The sequence below is a fragment of the Pseudomonas lijiangensis genome (genome assembly GCF_018968705.1).
Classification (GTDB): Bacteria; Pseudomonadota; Gammaproteobacteria; order Pseudomonadales; family Pseudomonadaceae; genus Aquipseudomonas; species Aquipseudomonas lijiangensis.
In genome coordinates, this window is record NZ_CP076668.1 from 1,826,141 (window position 1) to 1,844,947 (window position 18,807).

Here is an 18,807-nt window from a genome sequence, read left to right on the forward strand (position 1 = left end):
TCAGGTAACGCCCCAAAAACGTTTCAGCTAAGCCTTAGCGGATAGCGACGCCAAGACTGGCATTGTGATGCAGCAATTTGAAGTCTGCGCCTGTGACCAGATTTTTCACGTAGTACCATTTCCAGCCCACAAGGTTGGTCATGGCCACTGTGCTGGACCAGTAGTTTCCATTGCCCATCGGCCAGCTTCTGCCGTAGGCGTTATGGATTTCATTGAGTTCATAGATGGAGGGGATACGCGCGCCTTGTGCCTCGGCGGCAGCCGCCATCTTTGTGAATGAACCTGCGCCAATCCCCAGGCAATGAATCACGCCGGTAACGGTGACCTGATAGCTTTTGATGGCTCCCAGACTGTCAGTGACCGAAATGATTGCCGTGCCTTTACCCCGTGCCGAAGTCAGGCCATTGCCGTCCACCTTGGCTACCAGCGGATCGCTTGAGCGATAGGTATAAGGCGCCTGCCCGCCGCTGGCCGTGCGCTGCACGGTCGTGTCCGACGGCATGGCCGGCAGCAGATCGGGGTAGGCCGGCAATAGATAGACCTTGCCCTTCAGGACCACCGGTGAGGTATCGAACTCCAGCTCCTTGCTGATCTTCAGCCACAGTGTCGAAGACACTGCTGCCGTGCCTGCACGGGTGACCGTGTAGGTGACGGTGGCTGCACTGCTGGCCACGATCAAGGCCTTGGCGATGGTGAATTGCAGCTCGGTATTGGCTCCCACTATCTGTGACGGTGTGTCGTAAGCCGTTGCGCCTCTCCAGTTGACCACCACGCTGTCACCGGTACTCATGCCTTTGTAGGCCACACGGACGGTTGCGCCCGACTCCGGGATTCTGGAAGGAATCACGACGCCATCGGCACCGACGGAATCCATGGTGGGAGCAGGCAGTTCTATGCTTGTATCCAGAACCTTCAGGGCCAGGGTCGGGGATTGTTGGACTGTCCCGTTGAGGCGGTTGACCGTATAGGACACCGCGACTGTCTGACCGGCATTTGCATTGACCAGTGCTGCTGCGAACACCAGTTCCTGAACCTTGCCCACATCGGCGGAGGTGATGATCTTGTCTCGGCTATCACTGCCTTTGGGGCCTTGCCACTGGACCGTGATTAGCTCGCCTGCCGCAAGGTTGGCGCTGATGCCGACCTGTACGGTTGCACCATTGATTGCATTGGCCGGATCGAGGGTATCGCCATCGGCTTCCTTTACTGTCGGGGCGGGCAGCTGCGGCAGTACCGAGAGTTGCAGTTTGACGAGTCTGGGCTCCGAGTTCATGGACAGGTTGCCCGCCTGGTCAGTCACCGTGTAGTGAACGGGTGCCTCGATATCGCCAATGGTTTCCAGATATGACCTGACGAAATCCACATTCACCCGCTGCAATCCCATGTCGTCTTTATTGACCATGGTGATGGGACCGGGAACCTGATTCCAGTAGGTGCGAATGACATCGCCTTCTTTCATGCCGTTGTAACTGGCAATGCTGCCCCTGAGTACGTTGTGCACGCTTTCCAGTTCATCGGACGTCAGTCCGTCATCCACGAAGGCAGGAAACAGGATGGGGCCCAGTTGCGGGTTGCCGGGGGCGGTGCGGTCGATTTCGAGGCGTACGGCCCTGGATGTGTTCGTGATTTGGCTTTCCGGGTTGAATGTCTCGTAGGCAACCTGGTGTACGCCCTCGGTCAGCAGGGCAACAGGAATCTCGAGTGTCAGTTCATCCCCCGGCAACTGGTTGTCCAGAATCGGCTTCTTCAAGCCGGCCGTCATGCCATTCCATAGCAGTTGGTAGGTGTAGCCGGGCATGGCACCTTCCCATACCTTGAGTTGTACAAGAACGGGCTTGTCGAGAAACTCGATGGGCAACACTCCGTTTTCGAGTGCGGCAGGAATTTCCGGTGCATCAAGTTCTCCTTCTTTACGAGGAGATATAGACGTATTCATATTTATTTCCCTTGTTTTTATAGAGTACTGATCGCATCACGATGCCTGTCTGTATGGAGGAATCGGGCAGGTCGGCTGAACCGAATCGAGCATGTTCACCGGCGCGCGGGTAACTTTTGAAGTCACAGCACTCTGGTTACTGCCGGCAGGTGGTTCAACGCGGAAACTGGCTTCGGCAAAACCGGTGCAGAGAATACGAAGGTTGCGGTCGGGAACCGTAAAGGTATAACCGTTCGCGACATCGTTCTTGTCCAGTGTCCGGTCGGTGGTGTAGTTGGAGGCATCAATCGGGTTGTTGTTTTTATCGAAACCCTTGAAGGTCAATACAAGTGTCTGGCCTTCAGCAATATTGAGATAAGGCGCAATATGCAGATCGGCACCATTCGGGTTGAGAATCGGTGCGATGAAGCCCACATCATTCAGTTTGAAAGGTGGGCCATCAAGACCATCAGGACCACCAGGAAGTTCTTCTTTTGATCTGACGGTTACAAGTTGTACAGGACATTTGACAGCGTTAGGGTTTCCGGCACGGGTTACCGTGTAATGGACAGGAATTTCCGCACCTGTACCCTGGGCTTTCATGATTGCATTGTCGATAGGAACAAGCAGATCTCGTGCAGCAGCAATATCACTGGCTTTGATCTGATACCACTGTGGCTTTTTTTGATCACCCCAGAACAGATTGAGATTGTCGCTGATGACAAACTCCGGACTCCACTTGACGACCCCCAGTGCATTGAGTTCATAGTCGTCTTCATCAATGAAGTTATCGGTTGTATTGGGGTTTTCCACACTGGTGCCTTGAACGATAAAGGTATCCAGTGGGTTGGTAATGGGCAGTGTCAGAAATACATCAATGGTGCTGCTCAGCGAACTGCCTGCCAGATCCTGTTGACGGGTCACTTCATAGAAGACTTGTACAGTGCCAACAGGGTTCCTGTTGAGTGTTTCATAGGGAATGCGCAGCGAAACGACAATGTCTTCGTTCTCGTTACCGGGTGGCAATGCAACCGGCACCAGAGGATTACCGGCTCCCCAGAACAGGCGGATCATATCAAGCGGGCTGGCACCCGGGTATTTGGGAATATCAACCTGAACGCCTGCCTGGGCTTCTGCATAATCGATCAGCGTCCCTAAAGCCGGATCAATGATCGGCGCCGGGAAATTTACCGGAATGTCCTGCAACTTGAGTGTGATGGGGACAGGGTTGGAATCGATGGATTTATTGCCGGCCCGGTCGAAAACATTATATTTGACCAGTTGTTCCGTCTCTCCCAGGCTTTCCAGAAATGCGCGTGTGAAGGTGATCGCCACTCTGTCCAGGCCCATGTCATCTTCAGTGACGGTGGCTTTTGGACCCAGGGTTGTCCCCCAGTAAGTCTGGACTTCATCATGCTTTGCCATGCCGGTGTAGCCGGCAATCTGAACGTCCAGTTTCCCGCCCAGTTGTGCAAGTTCCGCAGCGGTCAATCCATTCTGTACTTCCGGCGGAAACAGGATTGCACTGAGTTCCGGATCACCGGGAGGCGTCAGGTCAATCACCAGGTTGAATATATTGGATTCGTTCTTGACCTGGCTCTCTGGGTTAGTTGTCTGGTACTGCAGGGTATGCTTCCCTTCGGTCAGTAGATCGACGGGAATTTCCAGTGTCAGTGGATCGCCAGGACGGTGAGTATCCAGAATCGTTTTCTGGGGGCCTACTACCTCTCCGTTCCAATAGAGTGTATAGGTGTAACCCGGTTGAGCGCCTGCCCATACTTCCAGGTCTACAGTGACCGGTTTATTCAATTCGGATATCGGCAAAAGTCCAGGCGTGTCTTCATCATGAAAAGCGGCGGCTACATCCGGAGCCTTCAGGTTTTCATCCTGTTCGCGTGGATGTTTTTCAGAAATGATAATGGGTAGCTGCGGTTGATAGTGCATGTTTCTATTCCTTGAATAAGTACTGATTGATGCGGCCACGGGGCCGGATAGGTTGGCTAGCTAGAGAGATGATATTGGCCAATAGATTCTTGAGCTGCGTGGCTGACGTAATCGGTTTTCGTTAAGGTCGTCAATAGGTGGTGGTAAATATTTTTATGTGTGTGAAAAAAACTGTATGGGGGGTGATGTGGTGATTGTAGGAATCTCCGTAAGACGATGGGCTGATCAATTTAGGAAGATTCCTACTTTTTGATTTTGAACCTGCCACCTATTGAAATGAAACGATAAAGCAATATTCCTGCCTCCATATACGGGAGTATGAAAGGTGCTTTATAGAAAATATGCTGCAAAAGGAAAAAGCGTTTCTTCTATCGTCATCTCATTGGGCGTACTGATTGCTCTGGAAGCCGGAGCTAATGGCAGTGGTGTTCTGGAATATGAGCCAGTTCAGGGTGATCTGGCTACTATTCCTGTAGATGGCGTAGAGGTAACGGTAGACTCATCCACGCCGGTCAACTCTTATTCTTTGAGCAATGGTGCAACGTTGAATATTGTGCAGGGCGGTATGACAAACCATGTTACTAGCGCGCATTCAACGTTGTTCATCAATAACGGGACTGTGAATAACGAGACTCCGAATGCTGGCATTGATGTCTATGACAGCCGGGTCATTCTGGAGCATGCGACGGTAAGGAGTATGGGTAATGGCATATTGCTTGGAATCTCGACGGGTACTGCCAAACCCGGAACATGGGCCTCGATGAGTGACAGTGATATATCCGGTTTCGGCTTTGGCATAGGTCTAAGCCAGTTAAGTCGACTTGAAATGAGTAATACCAAGGTCTATGGCGCGCTTTCGGCCGATGGCAGGTATGGGGAAGGACTGCTCTTGTCAGGAGGCGATGCGGTCATTACGGGAGCAAGCCATATCCGCGGTGATAGAAATGGCATCAGGATCATTGAGGGGGTGTTTATCCCCGGTAATGACAATGCCGGTGTCACCAGCACTGCCGTGATTGATCACTCGATCATTGAAGGCATCAATGGCGCAGCGATCAGGATCGACAAGTCGGATCAGTTTGGTGCGATCGTCGATATAGCTGTCCAGAATGGCTCAACCCTGCTTTCCGGCAACGGTAACCTGCTGGAGGTAGCAGACCGCAGTACGGCAAATTTCAAGGTCGACAACAGCAACCTTGCCGGCAATCTGATTGCCGATGACACCAGCACCCTGAACGTCACCTTGCAAAATTACGCCCAGCTCACCGGCGACATCATCAATGGCAATAGCCTGGCTGTTGATTCTGGCGCTCATTGGCAAATGGTTGGCGACAACTCGATCCAGTCGCTGAGCATGGACGGTGGTCATGTGAGTTTTGGTGAGGACGGGTTTCATACCTTGTCGCTGGGCGAGCTGTCGGGGAAGGGCTCTTTTGGCATGCGAGTCGATCTGGACAACGGTGTTGGGGATCTGCTCAATGTGAACGGACAGGCCAATGGCGAGTTCGGGTTGCGGGTTCAGAATACCGGAGTCGAGGTGGTATCTCCCGATATGGAGCCCTTGAAGGTCGTGCATACCGAAGGTGGCAATGCGCAGTTCAGCCTGATCGGCGGTCGGGTCGACCTTGGGACCTACTCCTATCTGCTGGAGCAGCAGGGCAATGACTGGTTTATTGTCGGCAATGACAAAACCATCAGCCCATCAACCAGTGCCGCTCTGGCGCTGTTCAATGCTGCGCCGGTCATCTGGATGAGCGAGCTGTCGACCTTGCGCAGCCGCATGGGCGAAGTGCGTGCCAGCGGTCAGGGAGGCGGATGGATGCGGGCCTATGGCAATCGCTTCAATGCTACCACCAGTGATGGTGTCGAGTACCGGCACAAGCATCAGGGGCTGTCGCTGGGGGCGGATGCGCCGATCGAGGTCGGCCATGGTCAGTTATTGCTGGGTGTCATGGGCGGTTACAGCACCTCCGACCTGGATCTTGATCGTGGCACCACGGGCAAGGTCAGTAGCTACTATGTCGGCGCTTATGGCACCTGGCTGCTGGATGACGGGTACTACCTGGACGGTGTACTCAAGTTCAACAGCTTCCGTAACAAGTCCGATGTCGCCATGAGTGATGCCAGCAAGGCCAAGGGGGATTACACCAATACGGGAGTCGGTGCATCGGTGGAGTTCGGGCGGCATATCGCGCTGGCCGATGATTACTTCCTGGAGCCTTTTGCCCAACTGGCCAGTGTTGTCATTCAGGGCGATCGGTACCGCATGGACAACGGCTTGCAAGCGAAGAACAGCGATACTCAGTCGATTCTGGGCAAGGTCGGCAGTTCTGTGGGGCGTAACATCGCGCTCAAGGATGGCGGCGTGCTGCAGCCTTACTTGCGTGTTGCGGTGGCTCAGGAGTTTTCCCGCAGCAATGACGTCAAGGTCAACGACTCGCGCTTCGATAACAACCTGTTCGGCTCACGAGCCGAGCTGGGGGCGGGTGTTTCCGTTTCGTTGTCAGAGCGGCTGCAACTGCACGCTGATTTCGATTACATGAAGGGCAAGCGTGTCGAGCAGCCGTGGGGAGCCAATGTAGGTTTGCGCCTCGCGTTTTGAGGTTTTCCCGTCAATCGAGCCCCCGGTGAGCGATCACCGGGGGCTTTTTTCATTTGCCCGGGTGACGACGTTTCATGCTGCGTTTGCGGCGGCGCTGTCTGGACGTGAGCGGCGCATGCTTGTTGACCATCACGCGCAGGACAGGCGAGGTGCCGATCAAATGGCCAGCGCGGTGTATTTCATAATAAATATCCACGGGGCCGTATTGGGGGTGGGGAATCAGGTTGTAGGTAATGCACAGGATACGCACGACCGTGCTGCTACCCAAAGGATGAAGCAGTGGCGTTGAGGATTGATGCAGGCCCCAGTGGAAGACGATGAGGTCTTCACGCTGCATCAGGGGCGAGTAGGGGATGTGAACGGATATGCCTGCATGAATCTGTTCACAGGTAATCGCATCGGGATTGATGCCGGGCACTATCGGTGCCTCAAGGCTTGGCGATATATCGGGTTGCCCCGCGAGTGATGTTGTTTTATTGGCAGGCGGCAGTGGGCCGTCCTGGATTGTTTTGTCCATTTCAAGTGCCTGTATTAATAGTTGGATGTTTTGGGGTGCGTTATAGCGTGGTGTGAAGCCATTAAAAATACAGTGTGTGATTTGGTCAAATGACGGGGCGATTGTCCGCGTGGGCAGTGTATTTAATGATGTGGTGTAACAAATAAAATTTCAGGACGGCCTGGAAGCCCTGTGTACGTGTCATGGAAGCAGGTCGTTGCACTAAAGCGTATGAAGCTTTTTGAAATGGTTTCGGGTTGCAATCTGGGAAAAAGTGATTAATTAGGAATGTTTTTAATGCGCGTGGAAGATACGTACATCGCTATCAGAAAAGTCACGCTAAAAAACTTTTTGGCGATAAATTCAAATGAATTCATGTTCGTCGTATCAATACTCTAATGAATGTTGCTTTTCAGGGCTGGCAGCAAGGCTGTTGCGGCTTCAGGCGCTCAGGCTCATGGGGTGCAGGACGCCGGTCGTGTCTGTGAGGACGAAAAAATAGTGGTGCGGCCAGCGAACTATTTACAGAAAATCGTATCATATCAATGTGCCACTTCGGCATCTCGCATGGAATCAGGATCATGGCTGCCCTGTTCAATATCCCCCGCACTTTTTCACGTGTTCGTGTCCTTGCCTTATTGATTTCCGGCCTGGCATTTTCAAATGCCAATGCGGCGCTTGAGATCCATTCTTCCAATGCCGATAGTTACGATAAAATCGTTACCAGCTTTAACGATTACGGCAGGGGAACTGCATTGCGTAATGCAAATATCACAGTGGGTGATATTCAGGAAGTAAAGAAAAACACGGAGAGTAATACCAGGGAGCTGGAGAGTTTGAAAAAGATTATCGAGGGTCAGGCCAAACTCATTGAAGAACTCAAGCGTGATAACAAGTCCTCTGTTTCAAGTAGCAGTTCCAGCGATAGCGAAATCGCCAGCCTCAAACGCAAGGTCGATGAGCAGAGCCGCAGCATCGAAAAGTTTGAAGGGCAGGTGAATGACTTGAAGCGCAGTTCGGGCTCCAGCAGCAGCTCCAGTGCAAGTGAGCTGTCCAGCCTCAAGCGTGAGGTCAGCGATCAGGAGCGTGAGTTGAGTAATGTGAAGCGCTCCCTGGATGACCTCTCCCGCAAGGTCAAATAAAGCTGCGTTGTTTCGAGTCCCGTAAAAAAGCCCCGGTCAATCAGCATTGACCGGGGCTTTTCTGTTGTCGTGCAGGCTTAACGATTGAAGCGCTCAACCAGCGAGTATTGCGAGTTGGCCGTATCGGTCAGCTCGGAGCTGAGCACTGCCGAGCGATGGGCCTCATCGGAGGTCTGGTCGGCCAGTTCGGCAATGGTGGAGATGTTGCGGCTGATCTCTTCGGCGACCGAGCTTTGCTGCTCGGTGGCGGTGGCGATCTGGGTGGCCATCTCGGTGATGTTGGCGACCGCTTCGCTGATGCCTACCAATGCCTCGTCTGCTTCCAGCACCCGCGCAACACCTTCCTCGGCCTGACGGTGGCCGGAGTTCATGGTCTGCACCGCATTGTTGGCCGTCTGTTGCAGCTTGGCGATCAGGCCATGGATCTGCCCGGTGGACTCCGTGGTGCGCTGTGCCAGTTGACGCACTTCATCGGCAACCACGGCAAAGCCACGACCCATTTCCCCGGCGCGTGCAGCCTCGATGGCAGCGTTGAGGGCCAGCAGGTTGGTCTGGTCTGCGATGCCTTTGATCACGTCGACCACGCCACCGATTTCATCGCTGTCCTTGGCCAGTTGGGTGACGGTCAGGCCGGTTTCGCCCACGGAAGTGGACAGACGCTGAATCGCCTCGCGGGTTTCGCCAGCGATATCCCGGCCACGACGGGTCAACTGGTTGGCCTGCTGGCTGGCATCGGCCGCGCGCTGGACGTGGCTGGCGACTTGCTGGGTGGTGGTAGCCATCTGGTTGATGGCGGTTGCCACTTGTTCGGTCTCGACCCGTTGACGCTCAAGCCCCGAAGAGCTGGCATTGGCCAACGAGTTGGATTTGCGTGCCTGGGTGTTCAGGTGTTCGGCGGTGTCCTGCAGGCGAGTCAGGCAGGTCTTCATCCGCGCTTCCTGGCTGAGGATCGACATTTCCAGGCGCGCTTGCGGGCCTCGGCTGTCGGTGTACATCTGCGCGATCAGCGGGTCCGAAGTGGTCTGCTCGGCCAGACGCAACAGGCGTTTGATGCCCCGCTGCTGCCAGGTCAGGCCCAGCAGGCCCAGCGGCACCGACAACGCAGCGGCGAGAATGAAGCCCCAGTGGGAGTTGAGCCAGGCACCAATCATGAAACTCAGCTGGCTGACCAGGATGAATGGCAGCCAGTCCTGCAGCACCGGCAGCCATTTGTCGCGACCCGGAATGGCCGACTTGCCCTTGTTGATACGTGCGTACAGCGCTTCGGCGCGCTTGATCTGTTCGGCGGTCGGTTTGACACGCACCGACTCGAAACCCACCACCTGCCTGTTCTCGAACATCGGCGTCACATAGGCGTTGACCCAGTAATGATCGCCATTCTTGCAGCGGTTCTTGACGATGCCCATCCACGGCTGGCCACTTTTCAGGGTGGTCCACATGTGCTCGAAAACGGCGGAGGGGACATCCGGGTGGCGAACCAGATTATGCGGCGCCTTGATCAGCTCGTCGTGACTGAACCCCGAGACTTCCTGGAAGATCTCGTTGCAGTAGGTGATCACACCTTTGGTATCGGTGGTGGAAATCAACCGCTGTTCAGCAGGGAATGTCCGTTCACGTTGAGTGACTGGCTGGTTGTTACGCATGGCTTTCGGTCCTTCGATCCAATAGGCTTCGGAGAGTTATCGGCAAACGAGTCTGTAAATTGAGCTTTGCAGGTGAATCAGTAGAGAATCATTGTCATCTATCAATGCTTATCGATCCAGCATCGGGTAAGTGAACAGCCCGAAATGAATCAGGTTCAAGCCGAAGTGGCTGATGACGGCGGCTTGCAGGCCACCAAAACGATAGGCAATGCCATAACCCACACCGGCCAGACTCGCGAGCAATACCCATTGCCATCCCGAGCCGAAATGGGCGAGCCCGAACAGTATGGCAGCGATACCGATGGCAAGCGTGCTGCCCAGCCATGTTTTGTTAAAGATTTGTTGCAGTGCGCCTTGCAGATAGGCACGGAAGAACAACTCTTCGGTGATTGTCACCAGCAATAGATTGTTGAGTAACCAGAGGGTGCCGTGCTCCGGCCATTTTACAGACCAGCCGGTGACGCCAAGTGCAGCGGCCACTGTCATGCACAGCACAGTGGTAGTGATCAGGCTCAGGGCTGCCACTTTCAACGAGCGGGCAGTAGCCACTGATGTCAGGATCCATGGGCAGAACAGGAGCACCCAGAAGCCAATCAGCGGTTTATCCAGATTCAGGGACATGGAGAAGGGCACAGCTTCAGGGCTGAAGCGAACCGCGTCGAACACTTTTGCGCTATTGAAGCCGGGCAGCAGATGAGCGGCCAGAGCAAGGCCCGTGACAATGAAGGCTGCATGCCCCAGCCCGCGGGGCATCCCGTGTCTTTGCCTGACCAACAGCCCTGCGATCAGCAGAAGGCCGACTGCCAGGGCAGCCGGCCACTGCAATTGGCCGTAGAGCAACGCAATGACATAACCGAGACCAAGCAGGCTGAAAAACACCCGATGCGTTGGTGTCATGGGGAATCTCCAAGCGTAAAAGTGGAGATTCTAAGATGCTCTTGCCGCCTGACAGGTGTTAATTATGTAGTTACGACGCAATCAACTGCCTCAACACATAATGCAGAATCCCTCCTGATTTGAAGTACTCCACTTCGTTGAGCGTGTCGATCCGGCACAGTACCTCCAGATCTTCCTTGCTGCCGTCTTCACGGGTGATCTTGAGCGTCAGGCTCATGCCAGGCCGCACCTCGGCACCGGTCAGCCCGCTGACTTCCAGTGTTTCCTTGCCGGTCAGGTTCAGGGATTTACGGTTCTGGCCATTCTTGAACTGCAGGGGCAAGACACGCATCCCGACCAGATTGGAGCGATGGATCCGCTCGAAACTTTCGGCGATGACTGCTTTTACGCCCAGCAGGTTGGTGCCCTTGGCGGCCCAGTCGCGGCTTGAGCCGGTACCGTATTCCTGGCCCGCAATGATCACCAGTGGCGTGCCTTCTGCCTGATAGCGCATGGCGGCGTCATAGATAGCCAGTTTTTCGCCGCTGGGCACATGCAGGGTATTGCCGCCTTCCTCGCCGCCCAGCATTTCGTTGCGAATGCGGATATTGGCGAAGGTGCCGCGCATCATCACTTCATGATTGCCACGGCGTGATCCGTAGGAGTTGAAGTCCTTGGGCTCTACACCCTGATCACGCAGGTAGCGTCCTGCCGGGCTGTCAGTCTTGATATTGCCTGCCGGGGAAATATGGTCGGTGGTTACCGAGTCCCCCAGCAGTGCCAGAATCCGCGCGTCCTGAATATCCTCGATCACCGGCAAGGGACCTGCGATGTCGGCAAAGAACGGTGGATGCTGGATATAGGTCGAGTCCTGCTGCCAGACATAAGTGGCTGCCTGCGGGACTTCGATGGCCTGCCATTGCTCGTCACCGGCGAAGACCTCGGCGTATTCCTTGTGGAACATGCCGGTATTGACGCTTTGCACGGCTTCGGCGATTTCCTGCTGGCTGGGCCAGATATCACGCAGGTAGACCGGTTTGCCGTCCGAGCCTTCACCCAGGGATTCGCTACTGATATCGATACGCACTGTACCCGCCAGGGCATAGGCCACGACCAGAGGTGGCGATGCCAGCCAGTTGGTCTTTACCAACGGGTGAACCCGGCCCTCGAAATTACGGTTGCCGGACAATACCGAGGCCACGGTGAGGTCCGCGTTCTGGATGGCGTTTTCGATGGGAGCCAGCAGCGGCCCGGAGTTGCCGATGCACGTGGTGCAGCCATAGCCCACCAGGTCGAAGCCCAGCGCGTCCAGGTATTGGGTCAGGCCCGCAGCCTTGTAGTAGTCGGTGACCACCTTGGAGCCGGGGGCCAGAGAGCTTTTCACCCATGGCTTGCGCTTCAGGCCTTTTTCCACGGCCTTTTTCGCCACCAGCCCGGCAGCCATCATCACGCTGGGGTTGGAGGTGTTGGTGCAGGAGGTAATGGCGGCGATGACCACTGCGCCATTTTTCAGCCGGTGAGTCTGGCCATCGTGCTCATACTCGGCCTCACCACTGACCTGTCCGGCATTGCCCACGGCTACGCCACCACCGCCTTCGCTTTCCAGGCGACCTTCTTCAGTGCGGGCAGGCTTGACCTGCAGGCCGAGAAAGTCATCGAAGGCCTGTGGGACGGTGGGCAGATCGACTCGATCCTGTGGACGTTTCGGTCCGGCCAGACTGGCCTGTACAGTGCCCATGTCCAGTTCCAGGCTGTCGGTGAACACCGGTTCCTTGCCCGGCAGTCGCCAAAGGCCCTGGGCCTTGCAATAGGCTTCCACCAGTTTCACCGTGGTATCCGGACGGCCGGAAAGGCGCAGGTAATCCAGGGTCACATCGTCCACCGGGAAGAAGCCGCAGGTTGCGCCATATTCGGGGGCCATATTGGCAATGGTCGCCCGGTCGGCCAGCGGCAGATCCGCCAGCCCGTCGCCATAGAACTCGACGAACTTGCCGACCACGCCTTTCTTGCGCAGCATCTGGGTGACAGTCAGCACCAGGTCTGTCGCGGTGATGCCTTCCTTCAGCTTGCCAGTCAGCTTGAAGCCGATCACTTCCGGGATCAGCATCGACACCGGCTGGCCGAGCATGGCCGCTTCGGCTTCGATCCCGCCCACGCCCCAGCCCAGTACGCCCAGGCCGTTGATCATGGTGGTGTGGGAATCGGTGCCCACCAGGGTGTCGGGGAAGGCGTAGGTGCGGCCATCTTCTTCTTTGGTCCAGACCGTGCGGCCCAGGTATTCCAGATTCACCTGATGACAGATGCCGGTGCCCGGTGGGACCACGCTGAAGTTGTCGAAGGCGCTCTGGCCCCAGCGCAGGAAGGCATAGCGCTCACCATTGCGTTGCATTTCGATCTCGACGTTGTCGCCAAAGGCATCGGGATCGCCAAATCGGTCCACCATGACCGAGTGATCGATGACCAGGTCCACCGGTGACAACGGATTGATCCGCTGCGGGTCGCCACCGGCCTTGGCCACGGCGGCGCGCATTGCTGCCAGATCCACCACGGCGGGCACGCCGGTAAAGTCCTGCATCAGAACCCTGGCAGGGCGGTATTGAATCTCGCGGTCCGAGCGGCGTTCGCTCAGCCAGGCGGCAAGTGCCTTGAGGTCGTCACCGGTGACGGTCTTGTCGTCTTCCCAGCGCAACAGGTTTTCCAGCAGCACCTTGAGCGACATGGGCAGTCTGTCCAGGTCGCCTAATGATTTCGCGGCTTCCGGCAGGCTGAAGTAATGGTAGGTCTGGTTGTCGATTTCGAGTGTTTTCAGGCTTTTCAGGCTATCCAGGGAGGGCATGAATGACTCCTTTTAGAGTTATGCAAGCAGTATTGGCTCCATGCAACAGGTCGGGAGCTTCGGCATTCTGTGGACTGTCGAGCTGCGCCAGTGGTTCCTGATTGGGCTATCATGCGCGGCTTTCAAGTCTGCGGGGCCGGGAGTCACCATGAATACGCTGTTTATGCATTGCCGACCGGGTTTCGAAAGCGAGGTCTGTTCGGAGATATCCGAGCATGCTGCGCGCCTGAATGTGGCCGGTTATGCCAAGGCCAAGCCCGATACGGCATGTGCCGAGTTCATCTGCACCGAAGAAGACGGTGCCCAGCGTCTGATGAGCGGTCAGCGTTTTGACCGGTTGATCTTCCCGCGGCAATGGGCTCGGGGAGTTTTTCTCGATTTGCCTGAAACCGACCGCATCAGCGTGATTCTGGCTCACATGGCGAGTTTTCCGGTCTGCGGCAGTGTGTGGCTGGAGGTGGTAGACACCAACGATGGCAAGGAACTGTCGAACTTCTGCAAGAAATTCGAGGCTCCGCTGCGCAAGGCCCTGACTCAGGCAGGCAAACTGGTGGACGATCCGCGCAAGCCGCGTCTGCTGCTGACGTTCAAGAGTGGCCGCGAAGTGTTTCTGGGGCTGGCCGAGGCTGATAACTCGGCGATGTGGCCCATGGGTATTCCGCGCCTGAAGTTTCCACGGGAAGCGCCGAGCCGTTCGACCTTGAAACTCGAAGAGGCCTGGCATCACTTCATTCCACGCCAGGAGTGGGATGAGCGCCTGTCCAGCGACATGACGGGCGTCGACCTGGGTGCGGCGCCGGGTGGCTGGACGTATCAACTGGTACGTCGCGGCATGCTGGTCACGGCCATCGATAACGGCCCAATGGCTGAAAGCCTCATGGAAACCGGTCTGGTGCAGCATTTGATGGCTGACGGCTTCACCTACAAGCCCCGGCAGACAGTGGACTGGATGGTTTGCGACATTGTCGAGAAACCGGCCCGCAACGCTGCCTTGCTGGAAACCTGGCTGGGGGAGGGCTTGTGTCGTGAGGCGGTGGTCAACCTCAAGCTGCCCATGAAACAGCGCTACGCTGAGGTGCGCCGCCTGCTGGATCGTATCGAGGAAGGTTTTCAGGCGCGTGGTGTGAGGGTTTCGATTGGCTGCAAGCAGCTCTATCACGACCGCGAGGAAGTGACCTGTCACCTGCGCAGGCTGGACGTTGCCAAGGCAAGCCGACCGCGCAAGGGCTGATTGGCCTGATTGAGTGAATTGAGCGACAATTGCCGCCAGTTTCTGGAGTGCCCCATGTCTGAACCCATCGAAAACCAGCCCGTTGATGCAACCCTGGATGCCAGCGGGCTCAATTGCCCGGAACCTGTGATGATGCTGCATCAGAAGGTTCGCGACCTGCATGCCGGTGGCCTGCTCAAGGTGATTGCCACAGACCCTTCGACCCGGCGCGACATTCCCAAATTCTGTGTGTTTCTCGGCCATGAGCTGGTCGAGCAGCAGGCTGATGGCGGGACTTTTCTCTACTGGATCCGCAAGAAACAGGATTGAGGCAGGCTCTCCTGCCGCCCGCATGACGATGGATCGTTCCCCCTTCGGTTAACAGAGACTCTTTCATGCGCATTGTCGCTGACGAAAATATCCCGCTGCTCGATGCCTTTTTTGCCCATTTCGGCGAGATACGTCGCTTGCCGGGTCGCTCCATTGATCGGGCGGCGGTTGCCGATGCCGATATCCTGCTGGTGCGTTCGGTGACCAACGTCGACCGCGGGATGCTCGAAGGCAGTGCGGTGCGCTTTGTCGGGACCTGCACCATTGGCACGGATCATCTGGATCTGGAGTATTTCCAGCAAGCGGGCATCCAGTGGTCCAGTGCGCCGGGCTGCAATGCCCGAGGCGTCGTGGACTACGTGCTGGGCAGCCTGCTGACCCTGGCTGAAATCGAAGGCGCAGACCTCAGGCAGCGAACCTATGGCGTGGTCGGCGCCGGTCAGGTGGGTGGCCGCCTGATCAAGGTGCTCAAGGCGCTGGGCTGGAATGTGCTGGTCTGCGATCCGCCGAGGGCCGAAGAGGGCGGCGAGTACGTCAGCCTTGACGAGATCGTTGCCCGTTGCGATGTCATCAGCCTGCACACGCCTTTGACCAGAAGCGGCGAGCACCCCACCTGGCATCTGCTCGACGAGTCGCGTCTGCGTCAGCTCAGGCAAGGCGCCTGGCTTATCAATGCCAGCCGTGGTGCGGTGATCGATAACCTCGCGCTGCATGACGTCCTGCTGGAACGCGAAGACCTGCAGGCGGTACTCGATGTCTGGGAAGGCGAGCCTCAGGTCAATGTGCCGCTGGCGGACTTGTGTGTGATCGGCACGCCGCACATCGCAGGCTACAGCCTCGATGGCAGGCAGCGCGGAACCGCGCAGATCTATCAGGCGCTGTGTAACTTTCTCGATCAGCCGGCAACCATTCTGCTGGACGACCTGCTGCCGCGTCCCTGGCTGGCGCAAGTCAGTCTGGACGGGCAAACCGATCCGGTCTGGGCGCTGAATATGCTGTGCAGGGGCGTTTATGATCCGCGCCGCGACGATGCGGATTTTCGTCGCAGCCTGGTGAACGACACGGCCAGTCAGCGTCTGGCCTTTGATGCCCTGCGCAAGCATTACCCGCCACGTCGGGAAATCGAAGGGTTGAAGGTGCGACTGGAAGGGGAGTCAGAGGTGTTGAGGCAGATGGTTCTGGCGCTGGGTGCGTCGCTGGTCTGAGCAATCGGCGAATAACCGGCAGAAAAAACCCGACACGGAGGTCGGGTTCTCAAAAAGGGGTGATGCTCAGTTCTGTTTTTCAGGCGTGACCCAGGACTTTTCGCATTCCTGGCAGGCTGCCTGAACCATTTCTTCGGTAATGACGATTTCACGCCCGTCCTTGTCGAGCACTGCGCCCCCTACTGAAAGGTTGGGGGTGGCTCGTACGACCTGGACTTGATTGCTTCCTTCTTGCGCGTTCATAGTCTTTCTCCTTGATCAGGTGTTATCACTAAACTACCCGCGTTTGATGACCGTGCAGTGACAGTTCCAGTCGCAAGCTGAGCCCCAGTGCAACAGAAATGATATAAAACTGCCAGTTTTTGCTTAGAACGATCCCTTCTAGAAAACCGGTGAGGTGTCATAACGCCGGTTTTATTGCTTCAGACACAGGTTCATGATTATGCCTTCGGTGTTTTCCATCGCTCAAAGACCTGCCATTCGTCTGGCCCTGAGTTTTATCTCTCCCTATCGTTGGCATGCTCTGGGGGCACTGCTGGCTCTGGTCATTACGGCAGGCCTCATGCTGTTCATGGGGCAGGGCATCAAGATGATCGTGGATCATGGGTTCATGACCGGTTCTGCCGAGCAGCTCGAGCGATCGATCGGTTTTTTCCTGTTGGTGACAGTCGGCCTGTCCATCGGCACGTTTACCCGTTTTTACCTGGTGTCGTGGATCGGTGAGCGGGTGGTGGCGGATTTGCGCAATCGCGTATTCGAGCACCTGATCAATCTGCATCCGGCGTTCTACGAAAATAACCGCAGCTCGGAAATCCAGTCGCGGCTTACAGCTGATACCACCTTGCTGCAATCGGTGGTGGGCTCTTCCCTGTCGATATTCCTGCGCAGTGCGCTGATGGTGATTGGCGGGATCATTCTCTTGTTCATCACCAATCCCAAGCTGACCAGTATTGTGGTGCTGACCTTGCCGCTGGTGATCGTGCCGATCCTGGTATTCGGTCGCCGGGTGCGTCGCCTGTCCCGGGAAACCCAGGATCGTGTGGCCGACGTGGGCAGCTATGTCGCCGAGGCGCTCAGGCAGATCAAGACGGTTCAGGCCTATAACCATCAGGAGCATGACAAGGCGCACTTTTCCCAAACGGTCGAAAAGGCCTTTGGCACCGCCCGTAAATATATTCTGCAGCGGTCCTGGCTGATTACCGTGGTGATTTCCCTGGTGCTGGGTGCTGTCGGCGTGATCCTGTGGGTCGGCGGGATGGACGTGATCAAAGGCACCATCACCAGCGGCGAGCTATCGGCTTTTGTGTTCTATGCGCTTCTGGTCGGCACCTCCTTTGGTTCGTTGAGCGAGGTGATCGGCGAATTGCAGCGCGGTGTGGGGGCGGCTGAACGTATCAGCGAACTGCTTCAGGTCCGCAGCGAAATCACACCGCCAGCCAGCGGCCTTCTTGGCCTGCCGCCCAGGGTCAGTGGCCGTCTGGAGCTGGAGAACGTGAGTTTCGCCTACCCGTCCCGACTGGATCACAAGGCAATCGATGACTTGACCCTGAGCATCGCTGCCGGTGAAACCATTGCGCTGGTTGGTCCATCCGGGGCCGGCAAGTCAACGCTGTTCGATCTGCTGCTGCGCTTCTACGATCCACAGCAGGGAAACATTCTGATTGAAGGCGTGCCCATCCTGCAGCTTGACCCTCACGATCTGCGTCGCAACTTTGCCCTTGTCTCACAGACGCCTGCCCTGTTCTTTGGCAGCGTCGAAGACAACATTCGTTATGGCAACTCGCACGCGACTATCGAACAGGTCGAGGCCGCTGCACGTATTGCCCACGCCCATGAATTCATCATGCAGATGGCTGACGGTTACCAGACTCATCTGGGGGATGGCGGCCTCGGGTTGTCCGGCGGGCAGAGACAGCGTCTGGCCATTGCCCGGGCATTGCTGGTCGATGCGCCAATTCTGCTGCTGGACGAAGCCACCAGCGCGCTGGATGCGCAAAGTGAGCACCTGATCCAGCAGGCTCTGCCAAGCCTGATGAAAGGCCGTACCACGCTGGTGATCGCGCACCGACTGGCCACGGTACAGAATGCCGACCGTATTGCGGTGATTGATCAGGGGCGTCTGGTGGCGGTAGGAACTCATCGGCAACTGATAGCCAGCAATTCGCTGTACGCGCGTCTGGCGGCGCTTCAGTTCAATGTGCAGATGGAGGAGCCGGTTTGAGTCTTTGGCAGGCTGCGTGTCTGGCACGCAGCCCAGGCTTCAATCAGCGGTATTCGCACAGGTAAGCAGTGTCCACGCTCACCTTCAGCTGAAACTTGCTGTTGGCCGGTACATTGAACTGGCTGCCGCTGCTGAAGGTTTCCCATTCAGTACTGTCCGGCAGCTTGACGATCAGTTCGCCGGAAATCACGTGCATGATTTCACGTTGCGCTGTACCGAATTCATATTCGCCCGCTGCCATGACGCCAATGGTGGCCTGGCCTTCCGTCTGACTGAACGCGATGGATTTGACAGTGCCGTCGAAGTACTCATTGACCTTGAACATGGGAGATTCCTTGATAAAAGGGCTGAAAAGGGTCGAATAGTATGCCCAAGGTATCCAGCATC

General features: G+C 56.4%; 14 protein-coding genes. 6 read left to right on the top strand and 8 right to left on the bottom strand.

Annotated features, from left to right (window positions below):
• Positions 1-34: 34 nt before the first annotated feature.
• Positions 35-1,936 carry a hypothetical protein gene (locus KQP88_RS07950; RefSeq protein WP_407681818.1) on the bottom strand — a complete coding sequence of 634 codons (1,902 nt, stop codon included), beginning with the start codon at positions 1,934-1,936 and terminating at the stop codon, positions 35-37.
• Between the two features lie 36 nt (positions 1,937-1,972).
• Positions 1,973-3,859, bottom strand: coding sequence for a hypothetical protein (locus tag KQP88_RS07955; protein WP_216705326.1), 1,887 nt, complete (start codon positions 3,857-3,859; stop codon positions 1,973-1,975).
• A gap of 697 nt (positions 3,860-4,556) precedes the next feature.
• Here KQP88_RS07955 and KQP88_RS07960 point away from each other — a divergent pair.
• On the top strand, positions 4,557-6,461 hold the full coding sequence (locus tag KQP88_RS07960; protein ID WP_407681828.1) for an autotransporter outer membrane beta-barrel domain-containing protein: 1,905 nt from the start codon (positions 4,557-4,559) through the stop codon (positions 6,459-6,461).
• Positions 6,462-6,510: 49 nt separating this feature from the next.
• Here KQP88_RS07960 and KQP88_RS07965 read toward each other — a convergent pair whose 3' ends face one another.
• On the bottom strand, positions 6,511-6,978 hold the full coding sequence (locus tag KQP88_RS07965) for a hypothetical protein (RefSeq protein WP_236249922.1): 468 nt from the start codon (positions 6,976-6,978) through the stop codon (positions 6,511-6,513).
• 560 nt (positions 6,979-7,538) lie between these two features.
• Here KQP88_RS07965 and KQP88_RS07970 point away from each other — a divergent pair.
• Positions 7,539-8,099, top strand: coding sequence for a hypothetical protein (locus KQP88_RS07970; protein WP_216705328.1), 561 nt, complete (start codon positions 7,539-7,541; stop codon positions 8,097-8,099).
• Positions 8,100-8,176: 77 nt separating this feature from the next.
• On the opposite strand, the gene KQP88_RS07975 is transcribed toward KQP88_RS07970, so the two are convergent.
• From KQP88_RS07975 to acnA, 3 genes are all read right to left on the bottom strand, one after another.
• A complete protein-coding gene (locus KQP88_RS07975) occupies positions 8,177-9,742 on the bottom strand; it encodes a methyl-accepting chemotaxis protein (protein ID WP_025259336.1) in 1,566 nt (521 codons plus the stop codon).
• A 108-nt stretch (positions 9,743-9,850) separates the two neighbouring features.
• Entirely contained in the window at positions 9,851-10,639 is a 789-nt protein-coding gene (locus tag KQP88_RS07980) for a CPBP family intramembrane glutamic endopeptidase (RefSeq protein WP_216705329.1), read from the bottom strand.
• Between the two features lie 70 nt (positions 10,640-10,709).
• Positions 10,710-13,454 carry an aconitate hydratase AcnA gene (acnA, locus tag KQP88_RS07985; protein WP_216705330.1) on the bottom strand — a complete coding sequence of 915 codons (2,745 nt, stop codon included), beginning with the start codon at positions 13,452-13,454 and terminating at the stop codon, positions 10,710-10,712.
• A 148-nt stretch (positions 13,455-13,602) separates the two neighbouring features.
• Between acnA and rlmM the strand changes: the two genes are divergently transcribed.
• From rlmM to pdxB, 3 genes are all read left to right on the top strand, one after another.
• Entirely contained in the window at positions 13,603-14,685 is a 1,083-nt protein-coding gene (gene rlmM, locus KQP88_RS07990; protein WP_200994104.1) for a 23S rRNA (cytidine(2498)-2'-O)-methyltransferase RlmM, read from the top strand.
• 54 nt (positions 14,686-14,739) lie between these two features.
• Entirely contained in the window at positions 14,740-14,994 is a 255-nt protein-coding gene (gene tusA, locus KQP88_RS07995; protein ID WP_198724755.1) for a sulfurtransferase TusA, read from the top strand.
• Positions 14,995-15,059: 65 nt separating this feature from the next.
• On the top strand, positions 15,060-16,199 hold the full coding sequence (pdxB, locus tag KQP88_RS08000) for a 4-phosphoerythronate dehydrogenase PdxB (protein WP_216705331.1): 1,140 nt from the start codon (positions 15,060-15,062) through the stop codon (positions 16,197-16,199).
• Positions 16,200-16,265: 66 nt separating this feature from the next.
• Here the strand turns inward: pdxB and KQP88_RS08005 are convergent, their stop codons facing one another.
• Entirely contained in the window at positions 16,266-16,442 is a 177-nt protein-coding gene (locus tag KQP88_RS08005) for a PA1571 family protein (RefSeq protein WP_038399774.1), read from the bottom strand.
• Between the two features lie 199 nt (positions 16,443-16,641).
• Here KQP88_RS08005 and KQP88_RS08010 point away from each other — a divergent pair, with 199 nt between their 5' ends.
• The gene (locus KQP88_RS08010; protein ID WP_216705332.1) at positions 16,642-18,420 is read left to right on the top strand and encodes an ABC transporter transmembrane domain-containing protein; all 1,779 of its coding nucleotides are present in this window, start codon (positions 16,642-16,644) and stop codon (positions 18,418-18,420) included.
• A gap of 43 nt (positions 18,421-18,463) precedes the next feature.
• On the opposite strand, the gene ppnP is transcribed toward KQP88_RS08010, so the two are convergent.
• On the bottom strand, positions 18,464-18,745 hold the full coding sequence (gene ppnP, locus KQP88_RS08015) for a pyrimidine/purine nucleoside phosphorylase (protein ID WP_200994101.1): 282 nt from the start codon (positions 18,743-18,745) through the stop codon (positions 18,464-18,466).
• Positions 18,746-18,807 lie beyond the last annotated feature (62 nt).